This is a genomic window from Rossellomorea sp. QJM3NY_18 (genome assembly GCF_056173145.1).
Window position 1 is genome coordinate 1,896,480 of sequence record NZ_CM149659.1, and the last position, 26,081, is coordinate 1,922,560.

Annotated in this window: 24 protein-coding genes; 16 read left to right on the forward strand and 8 right to left on the reverse strand. The window is 40.9% G+C overall.

The genetic code is table 11. The annotated features are described in order from the left end of the window. The first annotated feature begins 37 nt into the window (after positions 1–37). The 3 genes from AC0VXY_RS09695 to AC0VXY_RS09705 all read left to right on the forward strand — a co-directional run bounded on the left by AC0VXY_RS09695 (position 38) and on the right by AC0VXY_RS09705 (position 3,800). Positions 38–961: a dipeptidase gene (locus AC0VXY_RS09695; protein WP_475527621.1), complete on the forward strand. Its 924-nt coding sequence runs from the start codon at positions 38–40 to the stop codon at positions 959–961. A gap of 226 nt (positions 962–1,187) precedes the next feature. Next, the gene (locus AC0VXY_RS09700) at positions 1,188–2,930 is read left to right on the forward strand and encodes a 2-oxoacid:acceptor oxidoreductase subunit alpha (protein ID WP_475527622.1); all 1,743 of its coding nucleotides are present in this window, start codon (positions 1,188–1,190) and stop codon (positions 2,928–2,930) included. A 3-nt stretch (positions 2,931–2,933) separates the two neighbouring features. Further along, positions 2,934–3,800 carry a 2-oxoacid:ferredoxin oxidoreductase subunit beta gene (locus AC0VXY_RS09705; protein WP_435991221.1) on the forward strand — a complete coding sequence of 289 codons (867 nt, stop codon included), beginning with the start codon at positions 2,934–2,936 and terminating at the stop codon, positions 3,798–3,800. Positions 3,801–3,821: 21 nt separating this feature from the next. On the opposite strand, the gene AC0VXY_RS09710 is transcribed toward AC0VXY_RS09705, so the two are convergent. After that, positions 3,822–4,829: a hypothetical protein gene (locus AC0VXY_RS09710; protein ID WP_475527623.1), complete on the reverse strand. Its 1,008-nt coding sequence runs from the start codon at positions 4,827–4,829 to the stop codon at positions 3,822–3,824. A gap of 496 nt (positions 4,830–5,325) precedes the next feature. On the opposite strand from AC0VXY_RS09710, the gene AC0VXY_RS09715 reads away from it, so the two are divergent. The 5 genes from AC0VXY_RS09715 (at position 5,326) to AC0VXY_RS09735 (ending at position 9,140) form a co-directional block, all read left to right on the forward strand. Then, on the forward strand, positions 5,326–6,498 hold the full coding sequence (locus AC0VXY_RS09715; protein WP_435991217.1) for a BMQ_0737 family morphogenetic spore coat protein: 1,173 nt from the start codon (positions 5,326–5,328) through the stop codon (positions 6,496–6,498). Between the two features lie 95 nt (positions 6,499–6,593). Beyond that, positions 6,594–7,775, forward strand: a complete 1,182-nt coding sequence (locus AC0VXY_RS09720) for a V-type ATP synthase subunit I domain-containing protein (RefSeq protein ID WP_475527624.1) — start codon at positions 6,594–6,596, stop codon at positions 7,773–7,775. A gap of 20 nt (positions 7,776–7,795) precedes the next feature. Next, complete coding sequence (locus AC0VXY_RS09725; RefSeq protein WP_435991213.1) at positions 7,796–7,930, forward strand: hypothetical protein; 135 nt, start codon at positions 7,796–7,798, stop codon at positions 7,928–7,930. A gap of 13 nt (positions 7,931–7,943) precedes the next feature. Further along, positions 7,944–8,330: a M67 family metallopeptidase gene (locus tag AC0VXY_RS09730; RefSeq protein WP_475527625.1), complete on the forward strand. Its 387-nt coding sequence runs from the start codon at positions 7,944–7,946 to the stop codon at positions 8,328–8,330. Positions 8,331–8,435: 105 nt separating this feature from the next. Further along, a complete protein-coding gene (locus AC0VXY_RS09735) occupies positions 8,436–9,140 on the forward strand; it encodes a glycosyltransferase family 2 protein (protein ID WP_435991209.1) in 705 nt (234 codons plus the stop codon). Between the two features lie 57 nt (positions 9,141–9,197). Here the strand turns inward: AC0VXY_RS09735 and AC0VXY_RS09740 are convergent, their stop codons facing one another. Then, positions 9,198–10,109, reverse strand: coding sequence for an NAD-dependent epimerase/dehydratase family protein (locus AC0VXY_RS09740; protein WP_435991207.1), 912 nt, complete (start codon positions 10,107–10,109; stop codon positions 9,198–9,200). An 86-nt stretch (positions 10,110–10,195) separates the two neighbouring features. Next, on the reverse strand, positions 10,196–11,260 hold the full coding sequence (locus AC0VXY_RS09745; protein WP_475527626.1) for a glycosyltransferase family 4 protein: 1,065 nt from the start codon (positions 11,258–11,260) through the stop codon (positions 10,196–10,198). A gap of 265 nt (positions 11,261–11,525) precedes the next feature. On the opposite strand from AC0VXY_RS09745, the gene AC0VXY_RS09750 reads away from it, so the two are divergent. From AC0VXY_RS09750 to AC0VXY_RS09780, 7 genes are all read left to right on the forward strand, one after another. Next, complete coding sequence (locus tag AC0VXY_RS09750; RefSeq protein WP_475527627.1) at positions 11,526–12,485, forward strand: hypothetical protein; 960 nt, start codon at positions 11,526–11,528, stop codon at positions 12,483–12,485. Positions 12,486–12,716: 231 nt separating this feature from the next. After that, positions 12,717–13,931: a glycosyltransferase family 4 protein gene (locus AC0VXY_RS09755; protein WP_435991201.1), complete on the forward strand. Its 1,215-nt coding sequence runs from the start codon at positions 12,717–12,719 to the stop codon at positions 13,929–13,931. A gap of 48 nt (positions 13,932–13,979) precedes the next feature. Then, on the forward strand, positions 13,980–14,753 hold the full coding sequence (locus tag AC0VXY_RS09760) for a sulfotransferase family 2 domain-containing protein (protein ID WP_475527628.1): 774 nt from the start codon (positions 13,980–13,982) through the stop codon (positions 14,751–14,753). Positions 14,754–14,931: 178 nt separating this feature from the next. Then, positions 14,932–16,026 (forward strand): non-hydrolyzing UDP-N-acetylglucosamine 2-epimerase, encoded by a 1,095-nt coding sequence (wecB, locus tag AC0VXY_RS09765; protein ID WP_475527629.1) that lies wholly within the window; start codon positions 14,932–14,934, stop codon positions 16,024–16,026. Continuing rightward, on the forward strand, positions 16,016–17,008 hold the full coding sequence (locus AC0VXY_RS09770) for an SDR family NAD(P)-dependent oxidoreductase (RefSeq protein WP_435991195.1): 993 nt from the start codon (positions 16,016–16,018) through the stop codon (positions 17,006–17,008). The genes wecB and AC0VXY_RS09770 overlap by 11 nt, the downstream gene beginning before the upstream one ends. After that, on the forward strand, positions 17,005–17,826 hold the full coding sequence (locus tag AC0VXY_RS09775) for a dTDP-4-dehydrorhamnose reductase family protein (RefSeq protein ID WP_475527630.1): 822 nt from the start codon (positions 17,005–17,007) through the stop codon (positions 17,824–17,826). Before AC0VXY_RS09770 ends, AC0VXY_RS09775 begins: the two co-directional genes overlap by 4 nt. Further along, positions 17,823–18,704: an NAD-dependent epimerase/dehydratase family protein gene (locus AC0VXY_RS09780; RefSeq protein ID WP_475527631.1), complete on the forward strand. Its 882-nt coding sequence runs from the start codon at positions 17,823–17,825 to the stop codon at positions 18,702–18,704. Before AC0VXY_RS09775 ends, AC0VXY_RS09780 begins: the two co-directional genes overlap by 4 nt. Before the next feature lie 50 nt (positions 18,705–18,754). Here the strand turns inward: AC0VXY_RS09780 and AC0VXY_RS09785 are convergent, their stop codons facing one another. The 5 genes from AC0VXY_RS09785 to sat form a co-directional block, all read right to left on the reverse strand. Beyond that, positions 18,755–19,636, reverse strand: coding sequence for a glycosyltransferase family 2 protein (locus AC0VXY_RS09785; RefSeq protein WP_435991189.1), 882 nt, complete (start codon positions 19,634–19,636; stop codon positions 18,755–18,757). A gap of 601 nt (positions 19,637–20,237) precedes the next feature. Next, positions 20,238–21,011, reverse strand: a complete 774-nt coding sequence (cysQ, locus tag AC0VXY_RS09790; protein ID WP_475527632.1) for a 3'(2'),5'-bisphosphate nucleotidase CysQ — start codon at positions 21,009–21,011, stop codon at positions 20,238–20,240. 39 nt (positions 21,012–21,050) lie between these two features. After that, positions 21,051–21,647 (reverse strand): adenylyl-sulfate kinase, encoded by a 597-nt coding sequence (gene cysC, locus AC0VXY_RS09795; protein WP_475527633.1) that lies wholly within the window; start codon positions 21,645–21,647, stop codon positions 21,051–21,053. A gap of 25 nt (positions 21,648–21,672) precedes the next feature. Further along, positions 21,673–23,430 carry an SLC13 family permease gene (locus AC0VXY_RS09800; RefSeq protein WP_475527634.1) on the reverse strand — a complete coding sequence of 586 codons (1,758 nt, stop codon included), beginning with the start codon at positions 23,428–23,430 and terminating at the stop codon, positions 21,673–21,675. Between the two features lie 13 nt (positions 23,431–23,443). Then, complete coding sequence (sat, locus tag AC0VXY_RS09805) at positions 23,444–24,604, reverse strand: sulfate adenylyltransferase (protein ID WP_475527635.1); 1,161 nt, start codon at positions 24,602–24,604, stop codon at positions 23,444–23,446. A 256-nt stretch (positions 24,605–24,860) separates the two neighbouring features. Here sat and AC0VXY_RS09810 point away from each other — a divergent pair, with 256 nt between their 5' ends. Then, positions 24,861–26,063 (forward strand): hypothetical protein, encoded by a 1,203-nt coding sequence (locus AC0VXY_RS09810; RefSeq protein ID WP_475527636.1) that lies wholly within the window; start codon positions 24,861–24,863, stop codon positions 26,061–26,063. The last annotated feature ends 18 nt before the right edge of the window (positions 26,064–26,081 follow it).

A 26,081-nucleotide genomic window follows, 5' to 3' on the forward strand; every position in this document is an offset into this window, starting at 1 on the left:
ATACATATATGAAAAGAAACGGAAAGGAAGACCCAATATGATATTTGATGCACACTGTGATGTTTTGATGAAGCTATTTTTAGAGCCGGGGAGTGGGGCCTTTCAATCGAAGAGTTCCTTACATATTACGTATCCTCAACTCATTCAAAGCAGCAGTAAAGTACAGTTGTTCGCAATCTATATCCCCTCCTACCTGAAGCCGGGTCAACGGTTTCAAGCAGCACTTGAAATGGTGAATCTGTTTCATAATCAGATCCTTAAGTCAAGCTCTAAGCTGAAATTCGTCACCTCGAAAAAGGATATAGAACGTCTTGCGGAAGATGAAATAGGGGCAATGCTGACACTGGAAGGTGCCGAAGCAGTAGAGGAGGATCTTACGAAGCTCGAGATCCTTTACAGGCTGGGAGTCCGGTCGGTCGGTTTGACGTGGAACTGGGCCAATGCCGCAGCAGACGGTGCCCTTGAACCAAGAGGGGGCGGGTTGACAAACTTTGGGGAGGAAATCATCTCCTTCTTAAACGAGAAAAGACTTTGGACGGATGTCTCCCATTTATGTGAAAAAGCATTCTGGGATGTGATGGATTCAGCTGAATATCCAGTAGCATCTCACTCAAACGCTTACTCGATATGTCCCAATCCACGAAACCTAAACAATGATCAAATTAAGGCACTCATCAGTAAAAACAGTGTGATGGGCATCACCTTTGTCCCACCGTTTTTAAACAAGAAAGGGGCAGCGGAGATTTCTGATGTAGTCCGCCATATCGAACATGTATGCAGTCTCGGAGGTGAGGATCATGTCGGATTTGGCTCCGATTTCGACGGCATATCTGAAACCGTCCAAGGTCTATCCTCATTCATTCACTATGATAACTTAATCAACACCCTCCAACGATACTACAGTGAAAAGCAAGTAAAAAAATTCTTATTCCAGAACTTCTTTAAGAGACTGCCTGATTGATTACATTAAAACCACTGAGGGAAAAACTTTAGTGGTTTAGTTCTGCTGATATGAACGTGTTTAGAATGATAATCTCTTCAATACAGTAGTGATTTAAAGAGAAAAGTGATAAACTGATAGAGTAAATGATATGAATAGGCTGCATCGGTAATAGATGATTGATCCTAATGAAGAGAATATGCTTCAACAATAGATGTTGCAAATAATGATTGAAAGGGTGTAATGAATGAAGGAACAGCTTTCATGGAAAGTTGGCGGACAGCAAGGTGAAGGTATTGAGAGTACAGGTGAAATCTTTTCCATGGCCCTCAATCGTCTTGGGTATTTCTTATATGGTTACCGCCATTTCTCCTCCCGCATTAAAGGTGGACATACAAATAATAAGATTCGTGTAAGCACCACGCAAGTACGTGCGATTGCTGACGATTTAGATATTTTGGTTGCGTTTGACCAGGAAACGATTGATGTGAATTACAAAGAATTACATAGCGATGGCGTTATTATAGCCGATGCAAAGTTCAAACCTGTGAAACCTGAAGATACTGAAGCATCCCTGTACATTGTTCCCTTCACTGAATTAGCGACGGAGCTCGGAACTTCCCTGATGAAGAACATGGTGGCAGTTGGGTCTACCTGTGCCGTTCTCAATCTGGATCCAAATGTTTTCAAGGAAGTAGTGGAAGAAATCTTTGGACGTAAAGGTGAAACGGTCGTTGAGAAAAATATGGAAGCGATCAAGCAGGGATACGCTGCGATGAAAGCAGAACTCGGTGACAAGGTCGGTTCCCTGCAACTGAAAGAAGCAGACCGGAATAAACGCATGTTCATGATTGGAAACGACGCCATAGCACTAGGTGCATTGGCAGGAGGCGTCCGATTGATGGCGGCTTATCCAATTACGCCGGCATCTGAAATCATGGAGTATCTCATCAAGAAGCTTCCAATGGTCGGTGGTACCGTCATCCAGACAGAGGATGAGATCGCAGCGGCCACTATGGCAATCGGAGCGAATTACGGAGGGATCCGTTCCTTCACGGCTTCAGCAGGACCAGGGCTCTCACTCATGATGGAAGCGATAGGGCTATCCGGAATGACAGAACAGCCTCTTGTTGTAGTGGATACGCAGCGCGGGGGACCGTCTACAGGGTTGCCTACGAAGCAGGAACAATCCGATCTAATGGCGATGATTTATGGTACTCACGGTGAAATCCCTAAAATCGTCCTGGCTCCAAGTACAGTCCAGGAAGCTTTTTATGATACAGTGGAAGCTTTTAACCTGGCGGAAGAGTATCAATGCCCGGTCATCATTCTTTCGGATCTCCAACTTTCCTTAGGTAAACAAACGGTGGAACCCCTTGATTACAGTAAAGTGGAAATACGCAGAGGAAAGCTTGCAGCTAACGAATCTGAATTAAAAGAATTAGAGCCCAAGAAATATTATAAGCGCTTTGAAGTGACGGAAGATGGGGTATCACCCCGTGTCATCCCAGGTATGAAAAATGGGATTCATCATGTCACAGGTGTAGAGCACGATGAAACCGGCAAGCCATCTGAATCTCCTGTGAACAGACAGGCCCAGATGGATAAACGTATGCGCAAACTTGAGAAAATCAAGTTTCAGAATCCGATACACACACATGCTCCTCATGAAGAGGCTGACTTGTTATTAGTAGGTTTCAACTCTACACGCGGGGTGATTGAAGAATCAATGGGTCGTTTGGAAGCCGATGGATTGAAAGTGAATCATGCCCATATACGCTTGATTCACCCTTTTCCGTCCGATGAATTGGAGCCACTTATTCATTCAGCGAAAAAAGTGGTCGTGATTGAAAATAACGCTACCGGTCAATTAGCCAATATTATCAAAATGAATGTAGGCTTCGGTAATAAAATCGTTAAAATGACAAAGTATGATGGAACCCCATACTTACCAAATGAAATTCATACAAGATGTAAGGAGTTGAACTGATCCATGGCTACCTTCAAAGATTTCAGGAATAATGTGAAACCAAACTGGTGTCCTGGGTGTGGAGACTTCTCGGTACAAGCTGCGATCCAACGGGCATCTGCCAATGTGGGACTGGATCCCGAACAGTTAGCGGTCGTTTCAGGGATCGGATGTTCAGGACGTATATCCGGATACATCAATTCTTACGGCTTTCACGGAATCCATGGACGGTCTCTTCCGATTGCCCAAGGATTAAAGATGGCCAACAAAGATTTAACCGTCATCGCATCAGGCGGGGATGGGGATGGATTCGCCATCGGTCTTGGGCATACGATCCATGCCATTCGCCGGAATGTCGATGTCACATACATTGTAATGGACAATCAAATATATGGACTGACAAAGGGACAGACTTCACCGCGTTCCTCTTCCGGATTCAAAACGAAGTCAACTCCTCAGGGATCAATCGAACCGGCTCTCGCACCGATGGAAATGGCTTTGACAGCGGGCGCTACATTCGTCGCCCAAAGCTTTTCATCTGATTTGAAAGAACTGACTGCTCTGATTGAAGCCGGTCTGAACCATAAAGGATTTTCCTTGATCAATGTGTTCAGTCCTTGTGTCACATATAATAAAATCAATACGTACGATTGGTTCAAAGAGAATCTTACAAAGCTCGCTGATGTAGAAGGTTATGACCCATCGAATCGGGAGTTGGCCATGAATACGCTCATGGAGAAGGATGGACTGGTTACGGGTTTGATTTATCAAAACAATGAACAGCCATCATACCAGGACCTGGTGTCAGGTTATTCCGAAGAGCCTCTCAGTACTCATGATTTAAGATTAGACGAAAGTAAATTTGATGAATTAGTGAAAGAATTTATGTAATGAAAGAAACCGGATTCCTTTTTAGGTACCCGGTTTCTTTTTTAATTTATTGATTTCTTCATTCAAGAGGGAATTGGTGAATTGAAGATGATGGATGGTATTTTCATAATTTTTCAGAGTGTCTTTCGTGACGATGGAATCTTTTTCTTCGGTTATGAATACTTTATCCTTCAAGTCTTTGATGTTCATTCTGACGGATTGAAGTGAACGGGTGAAGACGTTTTTATCATCCTGCATTCTTTTTAATTCTTCCTGTAGCTGTTGAATAGATGATTCATTATCCTTCTGAACTTGACCTGCACGACACAGATCTTCCTTTTGGAGCTTGATGACCCATTCATATAGTAACTTGGATTCCGTTAGAAGATTATGTGACTCATATAACTCGATATCGTTTAAATAAAGGCGATTTTGTAACCATTCATTTTCATATAGGAGACGGCGAATCTGATCTTCATTAAAATACTTCTCGAAAAGCAAATGGTCCTTCTGCGACTCCAATTCTAATCTCACATCCTCAAGTAGTGCCTCAAGCTCCCATATTTGGATTTCTTTTTTATATAATTGTTTGTCTGCTTCTTGCTTAGTCATTAATAGGAGATCCATCTCTTTTAATAAGTAACTATTCTCAACTTGCAACGCCATGATTTCGTGTTCCAGGGAATTCTGTGATTCAAAGTAGTGTTCTGCTTGTTTATTTGTATCTGATACATAACGAGTCGTGTATGTCCGTAGCTGGTCCTTGACTTGGTTTAGAATGTGCCGGAGCTTTTTCACTTCTCTTTCCTGTGCAGACAAAAGGGCTTGGTATCTTGAGGTTTCCATGTTTTTTTCAGAATTCTGGATTTCAAGCTCTTGAAGATATGTTTGTATCCGGCTTTGTAATAGATCATTTTCTTTTTTGATGGCGACATAATGTTGGGCGCGGATTCCGTTTTCTAATCTTTCACATTTTTTTTTGTACTTTTCCATTTCAGATTTATAATGGATGATTTGTTGCTGGAGCTGGATGTTCGAAAGTTGTCTCATGGATATTAGCTCCTTTCGTCATTTATTTCTATTATGTATATGTAAGGGTCAGGATGAACGGTATTTGTCCATGAAAGAAGCCATGTAAACTTCCCAGCGTTTACATGGCTTTTATATATATATAATTAATATCATTGCAATGATAGTTGATTATTCACGTTCGTAATATTCATTTAAAGGAAGCAGCGTAACCATAAAAGGTGAATCACACTATATATGAAAGTTTCAGTTTAATCGTTATGATCATAATGTTGCATGTTTATTCAGTTTTGTTTTTTCATTCCTCCTTTCCTTATGGTATATGATATGACAGTCTAGATGCGGATGTACTGTCAAACGTCTATAGAATCAGCCTATTTTTTAATAGGAATAAAAAAACTATTAATATGCCTATTATTTTTTTTTGCATAAATAGGTGTTTACTCTATACCAAAATCTTTCTCGTCCATAGGATATAGTGTGATATAAATATTCATTAAAAGAAAGGAAGATTTGTTTGAAGAAGCGTAAACAATTTAGGGGTTCCCAGACTCCGACACCATCTCCGTCACCGATTCCATTGGACACCAATGATTTAGCACCGGAATGTATTCGCGTAGACAAAGTATATGACTGGGTGTTCTTTGCGAATAAATATGAAAACAAGAACTTCATTCCAGATGAAGCTTGTCGTGCCGCAGTAAGTGCAGCATTAGCAGCAGGCCAAAGAGTAGAGGTGCAAACAGCTCCTGTAGATCCAGCTGACGTCAGCGTTTCCGGTTCCATTATTGAAAACGGAAATCCTGGAAAAGTTCTCATCGTGTGGACGGTACCGGTTGATGTTACCATCCTGATTAATGGAGTAGCCGAGTGTTCATTTACTGTGCGTACACAGTTCACAGACGAAATCATGCTTTGTGTACCGGTAGGAATCACCAATGCGAACTTAAACATCAGAGCTACCCAAGTAATTGCAACGTCCGGTGGAGTATTAATGGGACCAGATCCATTTGGACCAATGATTCCATTGAAAGTCGTACTTTGTAAAGATGTTCAAGTCGAGTACCCGGTCAAGCTTGAAGTATTGGCTAAATTCTGTTTCCCTCGTCCGAACAACATTCCCGTGCCGGAAGAAAGACTTCAATGTGACTTGAGTTTACTTGAATTCCCACGTCAATGCCCTGGATTATTCCCGGTTGCGAACTGTGAATGCCAGGCAACTGCTCTTGCAAGAAATGAAGATACTGAAGCAACATTCGGATCTGGCGCAACAGCAGACCTCGTAACAGGTCTATCCACGTTAAGAGCTGAAATCTGTCAAGAATGCTCTCTTGCAGACAGTACTTGGTCTTACTCCTTCACGGATACAGAAGTCGGTCCTACACCAGCTCCGACTGCAACAGGATTCCAACCTGACTTCAGCTTCACATTCGATCCATCTTCAATCGACAGAGTCACTTGTGGTGACGATGCCCTTACTGCAGTTGGAGAGGGAATCCGTTACTTTGACGGTGCACCTGAACAATTATTCTATGAACTGCAAATCTTTGATGCACCAACTGAAGGATTCCGCTTGATCCTTAGAAATACAGCGAACGTTGTAATCTTTGATAGTGGAGTAGTCGATGCATTGGTTGAGTTTGGTGAGTGTGAAACTTTCGCAGACTTACTTGGAGATTTAGATAACTAATTAAATGAGGGAGAGAGTGATCTCTCTCCTTTTTTTTAACATGTAAACAAACCGTACATATGATGTTACTAAAGGAATTTTTGGAGGTGAGACAAGTGAGCGAGGAGGATAATATATGGAAACCTGACACAGACGTGCCCGGGGTCATGCATGACATTCATATGATCTCAGAAGAACTGGAGTCCCTATATCAACACTATTCAACGCGAATTAAGAATGTGTCAGAAGAATTGTCCAGGGAAAGATCTAAACATAAGGTCTATCAACTGGAGATTGCGGAGAATCATCACACCATCCAAATGCTGACAGAACAAATTGAATATTTGCTCCAGGAGGTTGAAGTGAGGCATGAGCTTTATATTCAATTGCAACAGAATGTAGAGAAAGAAACGATGACCGGGGAGGAATGGAACAATATCCAGGAAGAAATCAAAGAAGAAATCACCATTGATGACAACCCAGGGGTCATAGATTATTTACATCCCGCCTCCATCCCGAAAATCCAAATCATTTATGAAAGTCTTCAGAGTGATATGAAAACAATACTCGAACAAATAAAAAATAAAGCCATTTCCTTATTGATTGAAACGAACGAGTATTTTTTATCAGAGGAAAAAAAGTCCATTGAAGTTGAAATGTACCATACCGCTTTCGTTACACAGCTGGAATGGTTGCAAATTCAGAGAAGGAAATACATGGGACGAAATAAAGAAAGGTGGTTTACACAAATGTGGAATTTTTTATGGGGTAAAGACGAGGGAAACAATCATCCTGAAATACTGAAGAAGCTGGATCAGATTGAAGAGCAATTGTTATCTTATTCAGCAAAATTCAGCGAAGTGAAAGAAACACTGAACAAAAGTAAAGAAAGGGAGGAAACCACTCAAAATTATATTCAAAAGATGGGAGCTTTACATGATGAAATAAAGAAAATCGAGGGCCTATATGAAGATGAACTTCATTCGCTGAAAAATCAATTGGAAGATTTTAAACAGAGAGAAAAAGATCTTGAAAGGCAAATTAGTTTATTAAATGAAAAATATTCAGGAGAGCATAAAGGAAAAAGTCAGCGTGAGGTCGAACTCGAACAGGAATTGAATCGGCTGCGAAAAGACCTTCAATCTCAATCCAATAAGAAAAACGAACTCTATAATAGAATGAAGCAGCAAAAAAAGCAGCCTCCCCAGGTGAATCCTCAATTTGATGAATATGGACATATTCCAATGGCCTCTGAAGCGAAACGCACCATGTTTAATCCGAATAAGTATATTAGGTAAATTGGAAAGGGGGGATAAAAATGCAATCCAAAGATCTGAACAAAATTTATAGGCAGAGAAAAAGTGTGCCCATCGGTATCAAAAAAGAAGAAAGAATCCAAATGGAAGCCAAAAGAACGAAATTTAAATACAAAGGCTGCGGGTGCAACGCCTAAAGAAATCGTTAAAATGACTAATCGATTTTACAAAACTATTTTAATTGAAGTAAAAATGGAATTGCCGAACGAAGGCTGTGGATTCATTTCAGGGGCAGGAAATATTTGTAAGACGATTTGGCCGATGAGAAATTCAGAGCCATCACCGTATTCATTTGCCATCGATCCAGATGAACAGGATCAAGTCATGGATCAAATGCTTCTGAAGAAGGAGGCTTTTTTGGGGATCTATCATTCCCATCCTTATGGAATTCCTGTTCCCTCCAGGGACGATGTTGCCTTCGCCCACCACCCGGAACTTTATTATTTCATAGCCGCTGTCGGTGGCGGGAAAGAAGAGATTAGATGTTACAAGATTCATAATGGGAAGGTCAAGCATATCGATATACTGATTGATTGAAAGAGTGCGAATGCACTCTTTTTTCTCTGGGTGATGATACAAGCACCTTATCAACACCTTCATATACTGGTATTATCACTTTCTATAATGAAAGAGGGGGACTACATGAAGGTATCAATCATTATCCCATTTTATAATTGCGCTTTTATTGACCAGGCGATCAATAGCGCTCTTCGTCAATCTTATAAAGATATTGAAGTGATTGTTGTGGACGATGGTTCAACTCAATATGTGGAAAAAATACAACCTTTTAAAAATAGGATCAAGTATATAAAGAAGTCAAATGGTGGGACGGCTTCTGCTTTAAATGCAGGCATAAGGGCAGCGAGAGGGAAGTATTTTGCCTGGCTGAGCTCTGATGATATGTTTGTTGAAAGCAAGATAGCAAGACAGCTAGCCTATATGAATTCAATAGGTTCCAACCTATCTTACACAGCATTTACCACCATTGATCATCAAAATAAAGTATTGAACGAAATCCACTCCAGGAAAATGAATAGAAAATCGTTTCAAAATCTGCTTCTGAAGGCTTGTCCTGTGAATGGCTGCACCGTGATGGCAGAAATCGATTTAATCAAGAAGGCAGGCTGGTTTGATGAAAATCTAAAATACACACAGGATTACGAAATGTGGTGCCGGCTCAGCCTGTATACGAAAATGCACTACTTGGATGAAGTCCTTGTATTATACCGTGTCCATCCCCGTATGGGTTCAGCGAAGCATGGTGCGGGGATGGTGAAAGAATCACAGTATATCCAAAGAAAGTATCAGAAATTTTTCCAAATGGAAAACAAAAAAAATAGACATTAAAAAAAGCATCATTCATTTTCAATCAGGAAATGAATGATGCTTTATTGATGGACCGGGTTATAGGGAGTGGGATATATAGGTTTCCTTCATTCCCTTCTCAAATGAATAACCAGGTTCCCACCCTAAAACACGTTTCGATAGTGTATTATCCAAACAGCTATGCCTAATATCCCCTGGTCTATCCCCAGCATGGAAGGACGGGATTTCATTCTTATGACACTTCTTCAGTAAATCAATGATCTGCAGAATGGATGTCCTTTCCCCAGTGCTGATTTGCATGGTCACGTGTTTTTCCTTTAAGGCAGCGGCAATATTTGCTTCCACTACATCCTGTACATAAATGTAGTCACGGGTCTGCAGACCATCTCCATTGATTTTCAAAGGTTCCTGCTTCTTTAATTTTTCAAGGAAGACAGCAATCACTCCTCCTTCCCCTTTAGATGTTTGACGTGGTCCATAGACGTTCCCGTATCGTAGGATGGTGTAGGGGAGATTAAAAGTGTCGTGATAAAGTTTTATATAGTGTTCAGCAGCAAGCTTTGACAATCCGTAGAATGAAATCGGCGATGTAGGATGTGATTCATTAATTAATCCACTGAGTGCATTCCCGTACACTGCTGATGTAGAAGAAAAGACAAAGTTTTTGACAGGCGTATGCCTGCACGCATCCAATAAGTTAATGGTTCCAGCTAAATTTGATTGCATATCAGAAAGGGGGCTGGAAGTGGACCGGGATACATCAGCCTGGGCAGCGAGGTGGAAGATATAATCAGGCTTCTCAGAAAGGATGACTTGATGTGCATCTGGTGAAGAAATATCCAATTCGTGAAAAGAGGCAGCTGGATTGAGATAATCCTTCTTCCCGCTGCTTAAATTATCGATAACGTGTACAGAGTATCCCCTTGCAACTAAAGAATCTACTAAATGGGATCCGATAAACCCTGCTCCTCCTGTAACAAGTGCTTTCAATTGACATCTCACCTTTGCATTATTTTTAATAGCATATGTTCAGGGGAGGGCTTTTGATTGAACAGGAGTCCAGAATGCAACAGAATCTATAAGTCTATAGATTTTAGCATTTTTAAGAAGTGGTGACTATATTGATCGTGGCTGAACTGTGATTTTAGGTGTAGCAGGGCATTCTCAATAATATATTGGCGCAGAGAGGTATTGTCCATAAGTTCTTCGGCTTGTTTGACAGCATGTTGAATATTGCCTATTTGATAGAATTTACCTGATTGGTTATGAAGGATTGTACTTCTGACCCCATCTGAATCGGTTGTAAGGACCGGGCACCTGCAACTCATGGCTTCCAGCGGTGAGTATGGGGCACCTTCCACCTTGGAGGTTGAGCAAAGAAATCCGCCGGAGTCCCCAATTCGTGAAAAATAACCAGGCATTTGATTGTTCGGTATATTTTGAAGGATGTGTACATGTTTATCCAGATTCAATCTGCTCTTTAATTGAATGAACTCCTTCCTTTCCGTGGGGGTGGACAAGCTTGGATCTTCAAACATGTATAATTGGATGTCTCTTTTCTTAGCAAGTTGATGACCGATGTGAAGGAATTCACGCCAGTTTTTATTATCCTCAAGCCTTCCGATCCATGCCATGATTGGTTTATCTATTTTGGGGAGCTTTTGGTAAGTGAAGGTTCTATGATCAAAGCAATTATTGAATTCAAAAATGGGTGTCGTGGAAAAGAATTCCCTAAAGATCACCCCGATATGAGGAGTCTTGGGATATAGGAGGGCATCACAATGTTTTTGTACAAATGGGATGGCAAGCTGTAATTGTGCACGAGCCACACTTTGTGGACCGAAACCTTGTATCTCGAGAATCATTTTGCCTTTGAATCCTAAGTTCCTGAACCTTTCCATCGCAGCATAATCCGAGGTGATCACCATCGCATCATATTTTCCCCTATGCAGGATGTTTTTTATGTCTTGATCATTATTAGTAATGAAGACCTTTGACTCTTCATGATTCATCAATTCTCTTCTCTTGCTGTAATACAAGAAATCGCATCGTATACCGACTTTTTTCAACGCAATGGCCCTTTGTCTGTTCAGGGTTTCCACCCCTCCGCTCGGTACGTAAAAAACGAATAGTATTTTCATCTATAATCCCCCGATCAATTTAACGTTTCCAAAAAACAATACTACTATTTTTATATGTGATCATTCCCTGATTGTACGGGCTAATCGGATATTATTTAGGGGGGAGTCCCATTTTATTCAATGGGACTGTCAAAAGATACAAGCAGTACATAGAATAAGTAGAGAAGTCGATCGGATATACTGGCCATCTCCCATAGCAGTGTTGGGATTTTGCAGTTTCCGTAAGCAAAGAGACTACTTATAGTGAAAAAAGGGGTGAGAATAATTGAAAGATTTATATCTTGTCGGGGCGGAACAAAAGTCCAAGGTGCTGAAGGATTGGGAACAGTTTAAAAAAGCCGTTGTATTGAAAATGAATGGATCGACCAAACAGACGAAAAAGGTCATCGAATACATTTCTCCACAGGAAGTGTCTCCGGATCACGAACCTTCCTATTCTTTCACGGCTGCAACCATGATAGGAGACAGGCTGTTTGTTGGGACTCAAACAGAAATCCTTGTATACAATACAACCACTCATAAGATGGAGAACTATTATAGCTTACCGATATTCAATGATGTTCATCATGTCAAAGCGAGGAAGAATGGGAACCTGCTTGTTGCGAATACCGGATTGGATATGGTCGTTGAACTTGATCCAAAGGGGAAGGTAATAAATCTTTGGAACGTCATGGGGGAAGGACCGTGGAAACGATTTGATCCAAAAATCGATTATAGAAAAGTTCCCACAACCAAGCCACACCAGTCACATCCTAACTATGTATTTGAATTGAAGGATGAAATTTGGGTGACCAGGTGTTTACAAAAAGATGCCATTTGTTTGACTGATAGGTCGAAAAGAATAAATATAGGACGACAATTGATTCATGATGGAGTTCTTTTTCATAGAAAACTTTACTTTACACAGGTGGATGGAAGGATTGTCATAGTTGATTCAAAGAACTTGAAAGTTGAAAGAGTGGTAGACCTTGAGACGATTGGAAGCCTCAATGGCAAAATCGGGTGGTGCAGGGGAATCAAACCTCTATCTGAGGATATTGTATTAGTGGGATTCTCAAGGATTAGGCCACAAAGTAAAAAAATGGAGGATGGCACTATCAGGTATATAGGTGACTATGGGGTCATGCCTACCAGATTATCTTGTTTTAATATCAACACCAACACATTGATATGGGAGAAGAATCTTGAGGATTGTGGATTAAATGTCATATATTCCATTCACTGATGGTGGGGGCCGGTAGGAGAGGCTGATTGGTCTTACAAAATTGTTCAATATCGGAGTGAGAAATGACATGCTACCTAGAAAAAATTATTTTCTTCGTGTTCAAAAGCAAAATCAGCTGAATAAAAATAGAATCAAAAGTAAACACAGCAATCGAACTAATCAGACACCACTTTCAATACCAGACCCAAGAATCCAATCGATCCTGAATCAGTTTCCAGGAGGTTGATGAGAATGAATATTTTACTTGCCACTGTATTTCCTCTGCCTGGTGGAGGGATATGGTCTTTTGTTTCCAATCTCAGAAATATCCTCGTCCGGAATGGTCATCGCGTTGACATTTTATGCACCTCCAATCAAAACTCAAAAGTAGTCATCTTAAATAGTAATACTTGCATAAATCTTGAACCTTTCCGCTCTTCAGTGAATAGAAACCTGCTGAGTTCCGTCCCACATCTTGTCAACAATCAATGGGTGTTTCATGCAGAAATGAACAGATATTTATTTGAACAGGGAATATCCTCACTGGATTTAACTCAATATGACGTCATTCATGCACAGGACGTCATTTCAGCCACAGCATTAAGCCGTGTTAAACCGGACAGTGTGCCTCTAATAACAAGCGTCCATGGCTTTTTGACCGGAGCGATCTTTCATCAATTTAAATCCATGAATATCTCCATGGACAATCATGATATTTGGAAAACCTTCGTTCTTCAATATTACTCAAGGCTGGAACAAATCGGGTATGAAGCAAGTGATGTTATTCACACAGCCAGCCTCTGGATGAAAGGCATCATTGAGAATAAGTTCAAGATAGCGACGTCTAAATTGGAGACCTTTCGATATGGAGTGGAATTGTCTGAATATCGACAGATACCATTACCGTTAAAAGGAAACAAAAAGAAAATTATTTTAGCTGTCAGCCGATTAGTGTATTTAAAAGGTTTGCATGATTTGATAGAAGCTTTATCGTATGTGGAATCAAAGGAAAAGTGGGAGTGTTGGATCCTTGGAGAAGGAGAAGAAGAACGAAAATTGAAAGCAGCCTGTAAAAAATTCAACGTTGAAGATAGGGTTACTTTCTGGGGACACTCCTCCAGGGTGAAGGAGCTGATGAGGCAAGCAGATATGATGGTGATGCCGAGCTTACAGGAAAATCAGCCATTTGCCGTCATTGAGGCTCAACTCTTAGGTCTTCCGACAATTGTCAGTAATGCAGGTGGTTTACCGGAAATGATCGAGAACAATAGAAATGGAATGATTGTTGAAAAAGGAAATAGCATTCAGTTATCGTCCTCAATCGAATATCTTTTGAATAATCCGTCAAGGCGGGATCAGATGAGTCAATATGCAATCAAAAAGGGACAGGTTATGTGGGATGTCCACACCTTGAACCGCAATATTCTTCAGCTTTATAAGAAAGGTATTCAATTGAAACAGAAATGAATATGGAAAGGAGGTGAAACAGTGAATAGGAAATTAGCTATTGAAACTATGAAAAAATATCTTAGAACACCGTTATACCACCAGGATTTTCCTCTGATGCTTTTATGGACTCCGAAAGCAGGTTGTACGACATTTGCCCGCTGGTTTTTTTATCAGATTGGTCTATTGGAAGAAGCTCTTGATTATAATCCTTCCATACATGTGTACAAAGGGGGGGTGTATTTCAAGCAGAAGAATTATCTAGATCTTAATGCAAGGGAGAATATATTAAGAAATAAAACACCCTGCAAATTAGTGAGGGATCCTTATAAGCGGGCAGTAAGCAGTTATTTTACCATTGCCTATTACTGTTATAGAGGTCTTCCAAATATAGGGATGAATAAGGACAAAGAAAGGATTCTCGCGATGTTTTACCCTAATTCATCTTATAAAGGAATTTCATTTAAACAATTCTTATATTATTTATCAAAAGTTGGAGCGGATTATACGATCGTGGATGGTCATATCGCTAAACAATATTGTCAGGAAGAGGAATATTTTTCTCCCCAATTAATTAAATTGGAGAACTTTAAAAAAGAAATTAAGGGTGTTGAAAAAAAGTACAAACTTCTTTTATCTCCTGAAAATGTATTAACCTCTCCGAATTCATTTGCCCCGAAGATGAACGAATCCGGGCTAAACTCAGACACGATCTTAACCGTACCCCAACTTATCCACGGCCCTTTACCGGAGTATAATTCCCTCTATGATAATGAAACGATTCAGTTATGTAATCATGTATTTCACGATGATTTTAAAGTCTATAACTATGAAAAAAAATAAAGTAGAAGTCCTCTTTTATGGGGGCTTTTTATATCATTCTTATTTTTATTTGTTTGGTGATATAAGAATTGACCAGCATATGAGTCAATCGCCTTTTTTCATAATAGAGAGAAGAGTCCAGGACATGTCCATCTTTTGAACATAAATATAATAAGAGAAACAAAAAGGAGAGGTGATCATGAAGATTGTGACTGTTTTAGGAACACGACCTGAGATTATCCGATTGAGTTTGATTATGAAAAAATTGGATCTACTTTCGGATGAACATATCATTGTCCATACAGGTCAAAATTTTACACATTCCTTAAATGGTGTGTTCTTTAAGGAACTGGGTTTGAGGGAGCCTGATTATGTATTAGCAGATAAGCAGCAATCCCTGGGTGAACAACTTTCATCTTTATTTACCGAACTTGAAAAGATTCTGGTGAAAGAAAGGCCCGACAAAGTATTGGTACTTGGAGATACAAACAGTGGACTGAGTGCCATTCTTGCAGAAAGAATGATGATTCCGGTTGTCCATATGGAAGCCGGTAACCGTTGTTTTGACTTGAATGTACCAGAAGAAAAAAACCGTAAAATCATTGATGCGGTGTCTTCTTACAATCTTGTATACACTCCTTACAGCAAGACCAACCTTCTTAAGGAAGGAATGACATCAAGCAAAATCATCATAACGGGTAATCCAATTTTTGAAGTCCTTACCCACTATGATCGGCAGATAGAGGATAGTTCCATTCTTCAACAATTATCACTAGGGAAACAAGATTACTTCCTTGCAACCATTCACCGTGCAGAAAACGTCGACAACCCAGGTCATCTCAGTTCCATTGTCAACGCCCTGAATGAACTTGCCGACACACACACAAAGAGAATCATTCTAAGTACTCATCCAAGAACCCGTTCAAAACTGCATGCAGCCCCTCATCTACAGTTACATCCACTTATCGAACTTCACGAACCATTCGGCTTTTTTGACTTCATAAAACTTGAAAAAAATGCATTTTGCGCTTTAACGGATAGCGGTACTGTCCAAGAGGAATGTTGTATTTTTCACATTCCGACCGTAACCATCAGGAAGACAACGGAGAGACCTGAAACCGTGGATTGCGGGAGCAATTTTATATCCGGTTTAAAGGAAGAAAACATCATAACCGGGGTCAAGGTGATGACTTCTAAACTATCCAACTGGACATGTCCGGCGGAGTATCTGGATACAAATGTCTCAGATAAAGTGATTAATATTCTATTAGGGGGTTCCGACATTGTTTACTAATAAGACCATTCTAGTGACTGGTGGTACCGGCTCATGGGGAAATGAACTGGTAAGTCAACTGCTTGAGAAAGATCCGAAAGAAATCCGCATATTCTCACGAAATGAAACGAGTCAAGTGTTAATGAAGCAAAAGTTTGAAAATCATCCCAAGTTAACGTTCGTCATTGGGGATGTGAGGGACAAGGAAGCTGTGAGAGAAGCTTCGCAAAAAGTCGATTATATCTTTCACCTTGCTGCACTTAAACATGTCCCTGTGTGTGAATTCCAGCCTTTGGAAGCCCTTAAAACGAATGTAATGGGAACACAGAATATTATTGACGCAGCAATCGAAAACAATGTAGAAAAAGTCATCAATATTTCTACGGATAAAGCGGCAAATCCCTCCAACTTCTATGGATTTACAAAAGCGATGGGTGAGAAGTTGATCATTAACGCCAACGTGTTAACGGATAAAACAAAGTTTGTCTGTGTACGGGGAGGAAACGTACTGGGTACGAATGGCAGCGTCATTCACGTATTCAAACACGGAATCAAAACAAAATCCAAAATCGGTATTACGGATAGAAAAATGACCCGTTTCTTCCTGACGATAAAGGATGCGATCAAACTGCTTTTCAAGGCTACGTATGAAAGCCACGGAGGAGAAATCTTCGTCATGAAGATGCCTACGTGCAAAATCATCGATCTTGCCCAGGTATTGATCGATCAATACTCACCAAACGATGAAGTTCTCATTGAAGAACTGGGGATCCGTCCCGGTGAGAAATTACATGAACTCCTTTTAACTGAATTCGAAAGTCATAACACAATCGTTTATGACAATGAATATTTTGTCATCCTGCCGACCATTCCAATCAAAGGGCTCATGGAGAATTACGAAGATTTCCCCCAAGTGGATCTGGATACGTATTCTTCCAGTGATAACATCATTTCTTATGATCAGATCAAGAAGATGCTGAAGGATGGAGGGTTTCTAGAATGAAGATCCTCGTTCTGGGAGGACACGGAATGGCTGGTCATGTCATCGTGGATCATTTGAAACGATGTGGCCATCAGGTCTTTTATACAGTAAGAAAAGAAGATTCTCTGGGTATACGATTGGATGTCAGAAATCTTGAAAGTGTGAGGAAGGTCTTGAAAGGGCATAAGGCAGACATTGTCATTAATGCGACGGGTCTCTTGAATGAGTATGCTGAAACCCATGTGATGGAAGCGGTTCAGGTAAATAGTTTATTACCCCACGCACTGAAGGAGATGGTAAATGAATTCGGAGGAAAATTGATCCATATTAGCACAGATTGCGTGTTTTCAGGGGAAAAAGGGCGATATTCAGAAAACGACACGAAAAATGGTACCAACATCTATTCTAAGTCAAAGTCCCTGGGAGAAATTGAAGCACCCCCTCACTTGACAGTACGCACTTCCATCATAGGGCCTGAATTGAAAAAGGAGGGAATCGGTCTTCTTCATTGGTTCTTGCAACAGAAAGGGACGATCTATGGCTATCAGAATGTCTTCTGGAATGGGGTGACCACATTGGAGCTGGCTAAAGCCATTCAAGCATTTATTAAAGATGATATTTCAGGACTATATCATTTAAGTGTGGATCAAAGGATCTCTAAATATGACCTGCTGACCCTCTTTAAGGAGATCTTCAGGCACGATGTGGTAGATATTACACCAGTCGCGGATCCGGTACATGATAAAACCCTCCTACACACAAGAAATGATTATAAGTACCCTGTTCCAAGTTATAGGGAAATGCTGGTTGAACTTCGTGATTGGATGAAGGGGAGATGAATAAAATATTCATCACTGGGGCTACCGGGTTCACTGGTCACCATGCATGCGGGTATTATAATGGGTTGGGTAATGAGGTTTACGCGGTTGTACGCAATCATTCTCCTTCACCTAAAGATGTTCGGAATGTGCTTTGTGATCTGATGGATGCAGAAGCTTTGATGGTGTTACTTGAAAAAATCCGGCCAGATCTGATTCTTCACCTAGCCGCACAGAATCATAGCGGTCAATCCTGGAAGGATCCCGTTACGACCATTAATACAAATGTAATCGGGACGATGAACCTCCTGGAAGCAGCAAAAAATGTCGTTCCCCACGCACGGATCCTCATTACAGGCTCTGTAATAGAATTCAATCCCTGCCACTCAACAGAGCCGAATCACCCATATGGACTATCAAAGTACATTCAGACTCTCTTATCAAGAAGTTGGTCCTCGTTTTATGACCTGGATATACGGATCGCCAAAACGTCCAATTTAATCGGTCCCGGCCATTCCAATGGGATCTGCTCCCTAGTTGCACAGAAATGCTTACAGTATCGGAAAGGGGACAGAGAAGGATTTCACTTTCACAATGTACTGGATCGTCGGGATTTCCTGGACGTAAGGGATGCGGTAAGGGCCTATGATTGCATCCTCCAAAAAGGAAGAAAGAATGAAACCTATGTCGTGGCATCAGGGGAGACGCATACATTATTAGAAGTGGCGAAAGAATTGAAGAGGCTATCTCAAAGTGATCTTCCATTAACAACGCAGCAGTTCAAACACAAGCCACCTGTTCATTATGTAATAGGCAAACTTGAAAATCTCGATTGGTATCAGACCATACCCTTAGAACAGAGTTTGAAAGATATCATCGAGTATTTTAAACAAGGTTAACCGCCAGCCCATGAAAGCTGAACCAGCTTTCATGGGATATATTGTTTTTTCTAGAAGTAGATGTTGAACTTCTTAAATAAGTCATCAACATCCATTTTTCTTCTTTTTACATAGTGAGCCCTTTTTTGTAATACACCATCTTTGATTACTTTTTTCTCTATGGTCGCTGCCGATCCATGGACAACCAGCGATTTTGCTTTCTTGATTCTTTTATCATCAAAATGAAGATAGGCCATCCTGAGTAAATTATAATATATTCCCTCATAGTTTACAGTATACGGATGAGTTGTTCTAAACAAGTGGAGTACGGTAATGTTCGGATCACAATGACACCGATACCCAAACAGCCAAAGCTTGAGGGATAATTCAACATCTTCATGGCCCCATGTGGAAAAGCCTGTTTCAAATCCACCTACATCGTCAAACACTTGTTTAGAGGTAATAATGCAGGCACCTGGCAGTACAGCCGTTTCAAATAGAGATTTTCGTTTCTGATGCCATTTGATCTTGAGTGAGGGAGTGAGGGACTGGCCGTATCCTTTTACGGAGGGGTCTTGGATAGATCCAATGGCAGGGCATACGGCGTCGCTTGTCCCCTTGACGATGTGGAAGACCAAACGATCAATCCAGAAATTTTCAAAGGTCATATGAGCATCACAGAATGCTAAATATGGATTTCGGGCTCTTGCTGCTCCCATGTTTCTGGCATTAGCCGGTCCCACCCCGTTTGTTCTAATATACGTTACTTTGTCCCGATATGGATAGTGGGTTAAAAAATTACAGCATTGATCAGTTGAAGCATCATCCACGATAACGGCTTCCATCTCGATATTTGTGTTCACCTTGAACAAAGAGTCCAGAGTCATTTTCACATTCTTTCCTTCATTACGCACCGGGAAAATGATGGATACCTTTGGAGGCTTGTTTCCCATAATCTCGCTCCCTTAAACTGAAATATTCTACGTTAGTGTATGTATATGGGGATTTTCCGTGAATAATGAAGAAGGCTGCGACGAGTGCCGCAGCCTTCTTTATTTTTAGCTCTTTTCGCAAAGATTGTTGTTTTCTAACATAGGAACTTTGAGCTCTGTCTATGTGTGTATGGATAGATGGAGTGACAGAGCTTGCCAGTGAAAAAACGAATGAAACAGCATTTTAAAATTGACCACTCCATACATAGTAAATAATGTATTCTAGAGGTGTACAGAAGCAGATTAATCCTCCATAACAATAAAGTTGATTGTAGCGGAAGGTGCTCGACTCCTGCGGGAAACGCTGGACAGTACGAAAAGCGGAGGCGGCTCGCCCAGCCCCGACAAGCATAAGATGAATGGGCCGAGAAGGCGTTTTTTGCCTTCTTGGACCATTTAGCTTATGACCTCGAGGGGCTTGCCGCCGTAGCTGGACAGGTGAGACCCCACAGGGCAAAAGCCCGAGGAGGCTCACCGCCAGCCCCGCGGAAAGCGAGCACCTGAAGCGGAAATCAACCACTACTCGCTACCTTACATAGCAACAACGTATACGAAAAGAGCCTTATTTTTTTATGGAACAAATGAAAGAAGGGTTCGTTAGGACTTTTTTGTTATATATAAGGGGGTTACCGGTCTCATATTCAATCACCTGTCCATATGCTTCCTCTACAATCATCTGACCCGCAGCTGTATCCCATTCCATTGTAGGGGCGAGTCGGGGATAATAGTGTGCGGTTCCTTCTGCAATCAAACAAAACTTTAATGAGCTTCCAATCGAAGTGAATTCAAATCGTCCTTCTTGCCGTTGAAGGTCGTCGATATACTCCCGAGTGTCCTCCGACAGATGGGATCTTGAAATGACAACTTTCTTTACACCTGATGAAACAGTAGTGATCTTTACCTGTTTTCTCTTTTCTGAAGAACTGGCAGAAATGAGTTTATAGGCTCCTTGGTTATCTTCCGCATAATAAAGTGTATCAGGTACGGGTGCATAAACGATGCCGAGTATTGGCCTGTTTCCCTGGATAAGGGCAATGTTGACTGTGAATTCGCCATTTTTCTTAATGAATTCTTTCGTCCCGTCCAGAGGGTCCACAAGCCAAAAAGATGACCAGTCCTTTCTTTCCATGAAAGGGATACTGGCCCCTTCTTCACTGAGTATGGGAATGGTGGGTGAAAGATTGCTTAATTCGGCCTGTATATATGAGTGTGACAACTGATCTGCAATGGTGAGGGGGGATCGATCCGCTTTAGCATGGATCGTATAGGTATCGTCGTATACTTCCAATACTTTTTTTCCTGCCCCAATCGCAATTTCAATAACGTCATTCAGCAAGTTTCATCAACTCCTCGTATGAAATAATTTTAATTACAATTATATGAATCGCTTATTTCTTAAATAGTTTACAATTTGCAGGACGGATTCATCTATTCGTTGATTCTCTGTATCAATTACGATTTCAGGGGATTCAGGGATTTCATAAGGAGAATCGATGCCACTAAAGTTTTTTAACTCTCCTTTTTTCACTTTCTCGTAAAGACCTTTCGGATCTCGACTGGCGCATGTCTCAATGCTCGCCTGTACATAGATTTCTATGAACTCCCCATCGGGTAATAGGGATCTGACAAATGCCCGATCTTCTTTATAGGGAGAAATAAAGGCAGCCAAGGTTAAGATGCCGGCATCGACAAAAAGCTTCGATACCTCACCAATTCTTCGGATGTTTTCCGTACGATCTTCTTCTGAGAATGCTAAATCACAATTCAAACCGTGACGAATATTATCCCCGTCAAGACGGTAAGTGTGATGTCCAAGCTCATGTAATTTCTTTTCTACTTCCACTGAGATTGTGGACTTTCCAGAACCGGACAACCCTGTAAACCAAAGCAATGCGCTTTTATGTCCATTTAGATGTTGCCGGTCTGCTTTCTGGACCTTGCCCTCATGCCAAGTAATATTTTTCTGATTCATCTTATCACCTCCATGTTTTCGATAGTTATAACCAAAAGTAATAGACCAGTAATACTGTGGTGATCATTGTTAGGATATTCAAGGGGATCCCCACCTTCAAGAAGTCTTTGAATCGATAGCCTCCCGGTCTATATACGATCAGGTTGGTCTGATATCCGATAGGTGTCGCAAAGCTTGCGGAAGCGGCAATGGTGATCGTTACGGCCAACGCTGTTGGATTTAGATCCAGAGTATTTGAAACTTCCAGGATAATAGGGAACATCAGGACGGCAGCAGCACTGTTCGTCATCATTTCGGTAAATACATTAGTAAGGAGATAGATTGCTATAATTATGGCAAAAAAGCCAAACGGCCTTGAAGCGTGCATCAGTAGATCAGCAAGAAAAGCGGCAACACCCGATTCGATCATCGCATAGCCGATACCGAATGAGCAGGAAACCACCATCAGTACATTCCATTGAATGGCATTCTTTGCCTGCAGGGGACTGACAATTCTGAATGAAAGTAATAACACTGTTACAAACGCCATTCCTGTTAGCATTGAAATATATCCTAATGTCACCAGAAGGATCATCGTTCCCAGTAGTGCGACGGAAAACCACCCATTCAATGTCTGCTTACGGGTCATCATGGTCTTGTCCAGTGTAGCGGTAATATAGAAGTCATTCGTGTTGGCTTTCTTGTAAAAATCAGTTCCCGTGGCAAGTAGTAAGATATCTCCCGGTTTTAAAATAATATCGCCAATTTTATATTTCAGCCGTTGATTTTGTCTATGAACAGCTATTACAGCTGCATTGAATCTGCTCCTGAAATTGGTATCCTTAATCTTCTTATATAATAAGGAGGAATGATGGGAAACCACTGCCTCCGTCAACTGATGGTGTTTTGGAAAAGAAGAGCCGCTATTACTTTGTAAAAGGAGGCCTTTATGTGATTGAAGTTCTGTGATGGTGGTAAGATCCCCGGTGAATATCAAGCGGTCATGCGCCTTTAATATTGTTGTATTGGAAACAGGAGTAATGGTCTCATCTTCCCTGATGATACTAACAAGAAATAGTCCTTTTAAGCTTCTTAACCTGGCTTGTTCAACCGTTTTCTGAATGTAAGGGAAGTCATCGAGTATTAAGACTTCACCAGTGAACTCTCTTAAGGATTCAATATTGACAGGGTTGCTTCCTCTATCAGGTAGTAAGGAAAAACTGAAAAATATGAGATAGCATAGGCCAATGAGAGTAATCGGTACCCCTATTTTACCCAGTTCGAAAAAGGTGAATCCAGGCAGGTTCGAGTCAAGAAGCAAACCATGGACAACGAGATTTGTGGAAGTACCAATAATGGTTATGGTACCACCAAGGATCGTAGCATATGAAATTGGGATCAAAAATTTTGAAGGGGGTAGATGATGATCTTCACACCATTTCTTCACAAGTGGCGTAAAAGCGATGACGATGGGAGTATTGTTCAGGAACGCAGAAAGAAAAGAGATGGGGAAGAGGAGCTTGGCAAGCATGTGTTTCCTTGAACCTGAACGGTTTAATAACTTCTTGAAGCCATGATCCACAATTCCACTGTTTTGAATACTTCCGGCAATGATGAACAATAAACCGATGGTCAACATCCCTTCATTTGAGAACCCCCTTATGGCTTCCTGTGGCGTAATGACACCGGTCATGACAAAAAGGAGGAGAGTGGACGGAAGAATGATTTCAGGTCGCTCCACCTCAAGGACCAGCAATGATAGCATAACGATCATTCCGATTATGACAATATAAAATTCAATCATGATGTAATCTCCTTCAGCTCTCCCTTTGAGAACCTTCCCCCATTTCATTAAGAAGTACCTCTATCACTTCTGGCCTTGAAAATTCTTTAGGAGGCATCATTCCGTCTTTTAACATTTTTCGTACCTTTGTACCGCTAAGATGGATATGAAATTGTTCATCATGAGGGCACGTTTTTGAAGTAGCCATAGCTCCACATTTAATACAATGGAAGGCATGTTCAAATTTCAAGATTTCGATCCCTATCTCATCTCTTGAAAATTGATTAAAGATTTTCTGGGCATCGTATGTGCCATAGTAATTCCCGACCCCTGCGTGATCCCTGCCGACAATAAAATGTGTGCATCCAAAGTTTTTCCTTACAATGCTATGGAATAAGGCTTCCCTGGGTCCCGCATACCTCATGGCTGCGGGGAATGTGGATAAAAGGACTCTCTCTCTGGGATAGTATTCGTCGAGTAATGCCCTATAGCTTTTCAAGCGAATGTCCGCGGGAATATCATCTTTCTTTGTGTCTCCTACCAAAGGGTGAATCAATAGACCATCGACAAGCTCAAGTGCTGTTTTTTGCAGATATTCATGAGCCCTGTGAATGGGATTCCGCGTTTGAAATGCAACGACTGTGTTCCATCCCAATTCACTAAATCGCTCTCTAAGCTGTTTCGGCGTTTGGAAATCTTTCTTGAAAATGGCCGGGAATCGAAGAAGTTTGATCGGACCAGAGATATACACGTCATCTTTTTGATACGTTTTTTGAACCCCCGGATGAAGGTTGTCCAATGTCTTAAATACAAAAAGGGCTTCCGCTTCTTTACTATATTCATAAATTTCTTCAATTTCTAATGTTCCGTAGGTCACTCCATCTTCTCCTATGAGTGAAACGGTTTCCCCGATGGATAATGTCTTACTCAATCTCTTGGACACTGGGAGAGTAATGGGCAGACTCCAAACCATCCCATTCGACAACCTCATGTCTTTCAATACGTGTAAATAGTCTTTTTGATTCATGAATCCCGTTAAGGGGCTGAAGGCTCCCGTTGAGAGCAGCACTAAGTCGGAGAGCCCCCAGGAATCGAGCGTAATTGAGGAGAGAGTGGATGACTTTTTTAGTAACTCATCGCGCTCATTCCCGATAACAACTTGATCAACAAGCATACCTCCGTGTGGGGATATCATAATGATTTCTCCTTTCGATTGGAATAAATGTAACAAAGCAGTTTATGACCAGAATCCATCTGATCTACGGCTTCATTTTTTGCTGTAACAATCTTGCTTTTACTAGTTTATGTAATGATCTACCAGTAGGAGAGGGCTGTATAATAAAACAAGCATCTGCCTAGAAACTTAAAGGGAAGATGCTTAAGAAATTCATATTTTTTTCCCCGTATTCATAAGATACATAGACTACAACAAAAGGGTGGTGAGCCTGTACATGAAATTATCAATCAACAACCATGATTGGGGAACGATTCCATCACATTCCATAGCTGCCATCCAATTTTATTGTGCGGAGAATAATCATCAATTTCATCTGGACGAAGAAGAACAGAGGGTGGAAGTGAAAAGTTCCCTTCATGGAAAGAAAGTATGGCTATCAGTGACTACACAGAATGCAAATATAAACAATGAAATAAATGAAAAAATAACCGGTGTATTAACCGAATATGGAATTGACGTTTCTTCAAAACGTGATACAGGCAGGATTAGGGAAGGGGATTTGTTTGTTGAATTAGTGTCCAGTCATTCAAAGGGTGAGGGCAAGTCTGTTTCGGTCGGTTATAATGAAAGGCTGAATTCCATTAATGTGAAGAAAAATCTCTCAATGTATAAGCAAGAACTGCCATTCAAGGGATACTATTTAATACCCGAACACCACGCGATTCCCCATCTTAGATGCTCCATTAAGTGTAAAGATGAGGAGTTCCTACTAAAAGAAGCCCCTGTCTTACTAATGCATTGTGTGTTTAAAACATTACTCGGAAATCAGAAGCCAAGTTTACTGGATCTGAATGTTCTCCATTTATTCCAATCGATAAGTAACCAGTCAGGGGAATCAAGCCGTCATACAGTTCAGAAGAAGCCAAGCAAAGATATCCAAATGGATGATAAAACGTACGAAGAAATCAAAATGCGAAAAGCAAATCGGAAAGTTCAAAAAGCTCAGGAAAAAAAGCCATATTCTGAAATATATTTTGATTACAATGTCATACCCAATCGGAAATCAGAACGCTATTCCATTAAAGCCGATTTCTTCATAAAGAACACAGGAAATGTAGACTTGATGAATCCGAAAATCTGCTTTCGAATGGATCCGCCAGATAAGATTGAAATCGGCGGACAGATTCTTCCTCCTGAAATGAGCGAAATCTTTTCCCTGCAAGGTCAAAACGGGGCACAAGGATGGAAGTATATGGGGAAGGATTGGTTGGAAACGGCCTATTCCACAGGAGAGTATTGGATAGAATCGATACAGGAATCATTCATCCCCCCTGGTGAAATGATAGCAGTGGAGGGGCTGCAATTTACGGTTGAACCTCTAGAAGAACAGGAAGTTTCAACCATTTTGGGATTTGTATTATTTGAAGAGCAAGACCTTCAGCTAAGCTCAAATAACAAGATAAAGATTACATTTTAAACAAAAAGACGATGCCAC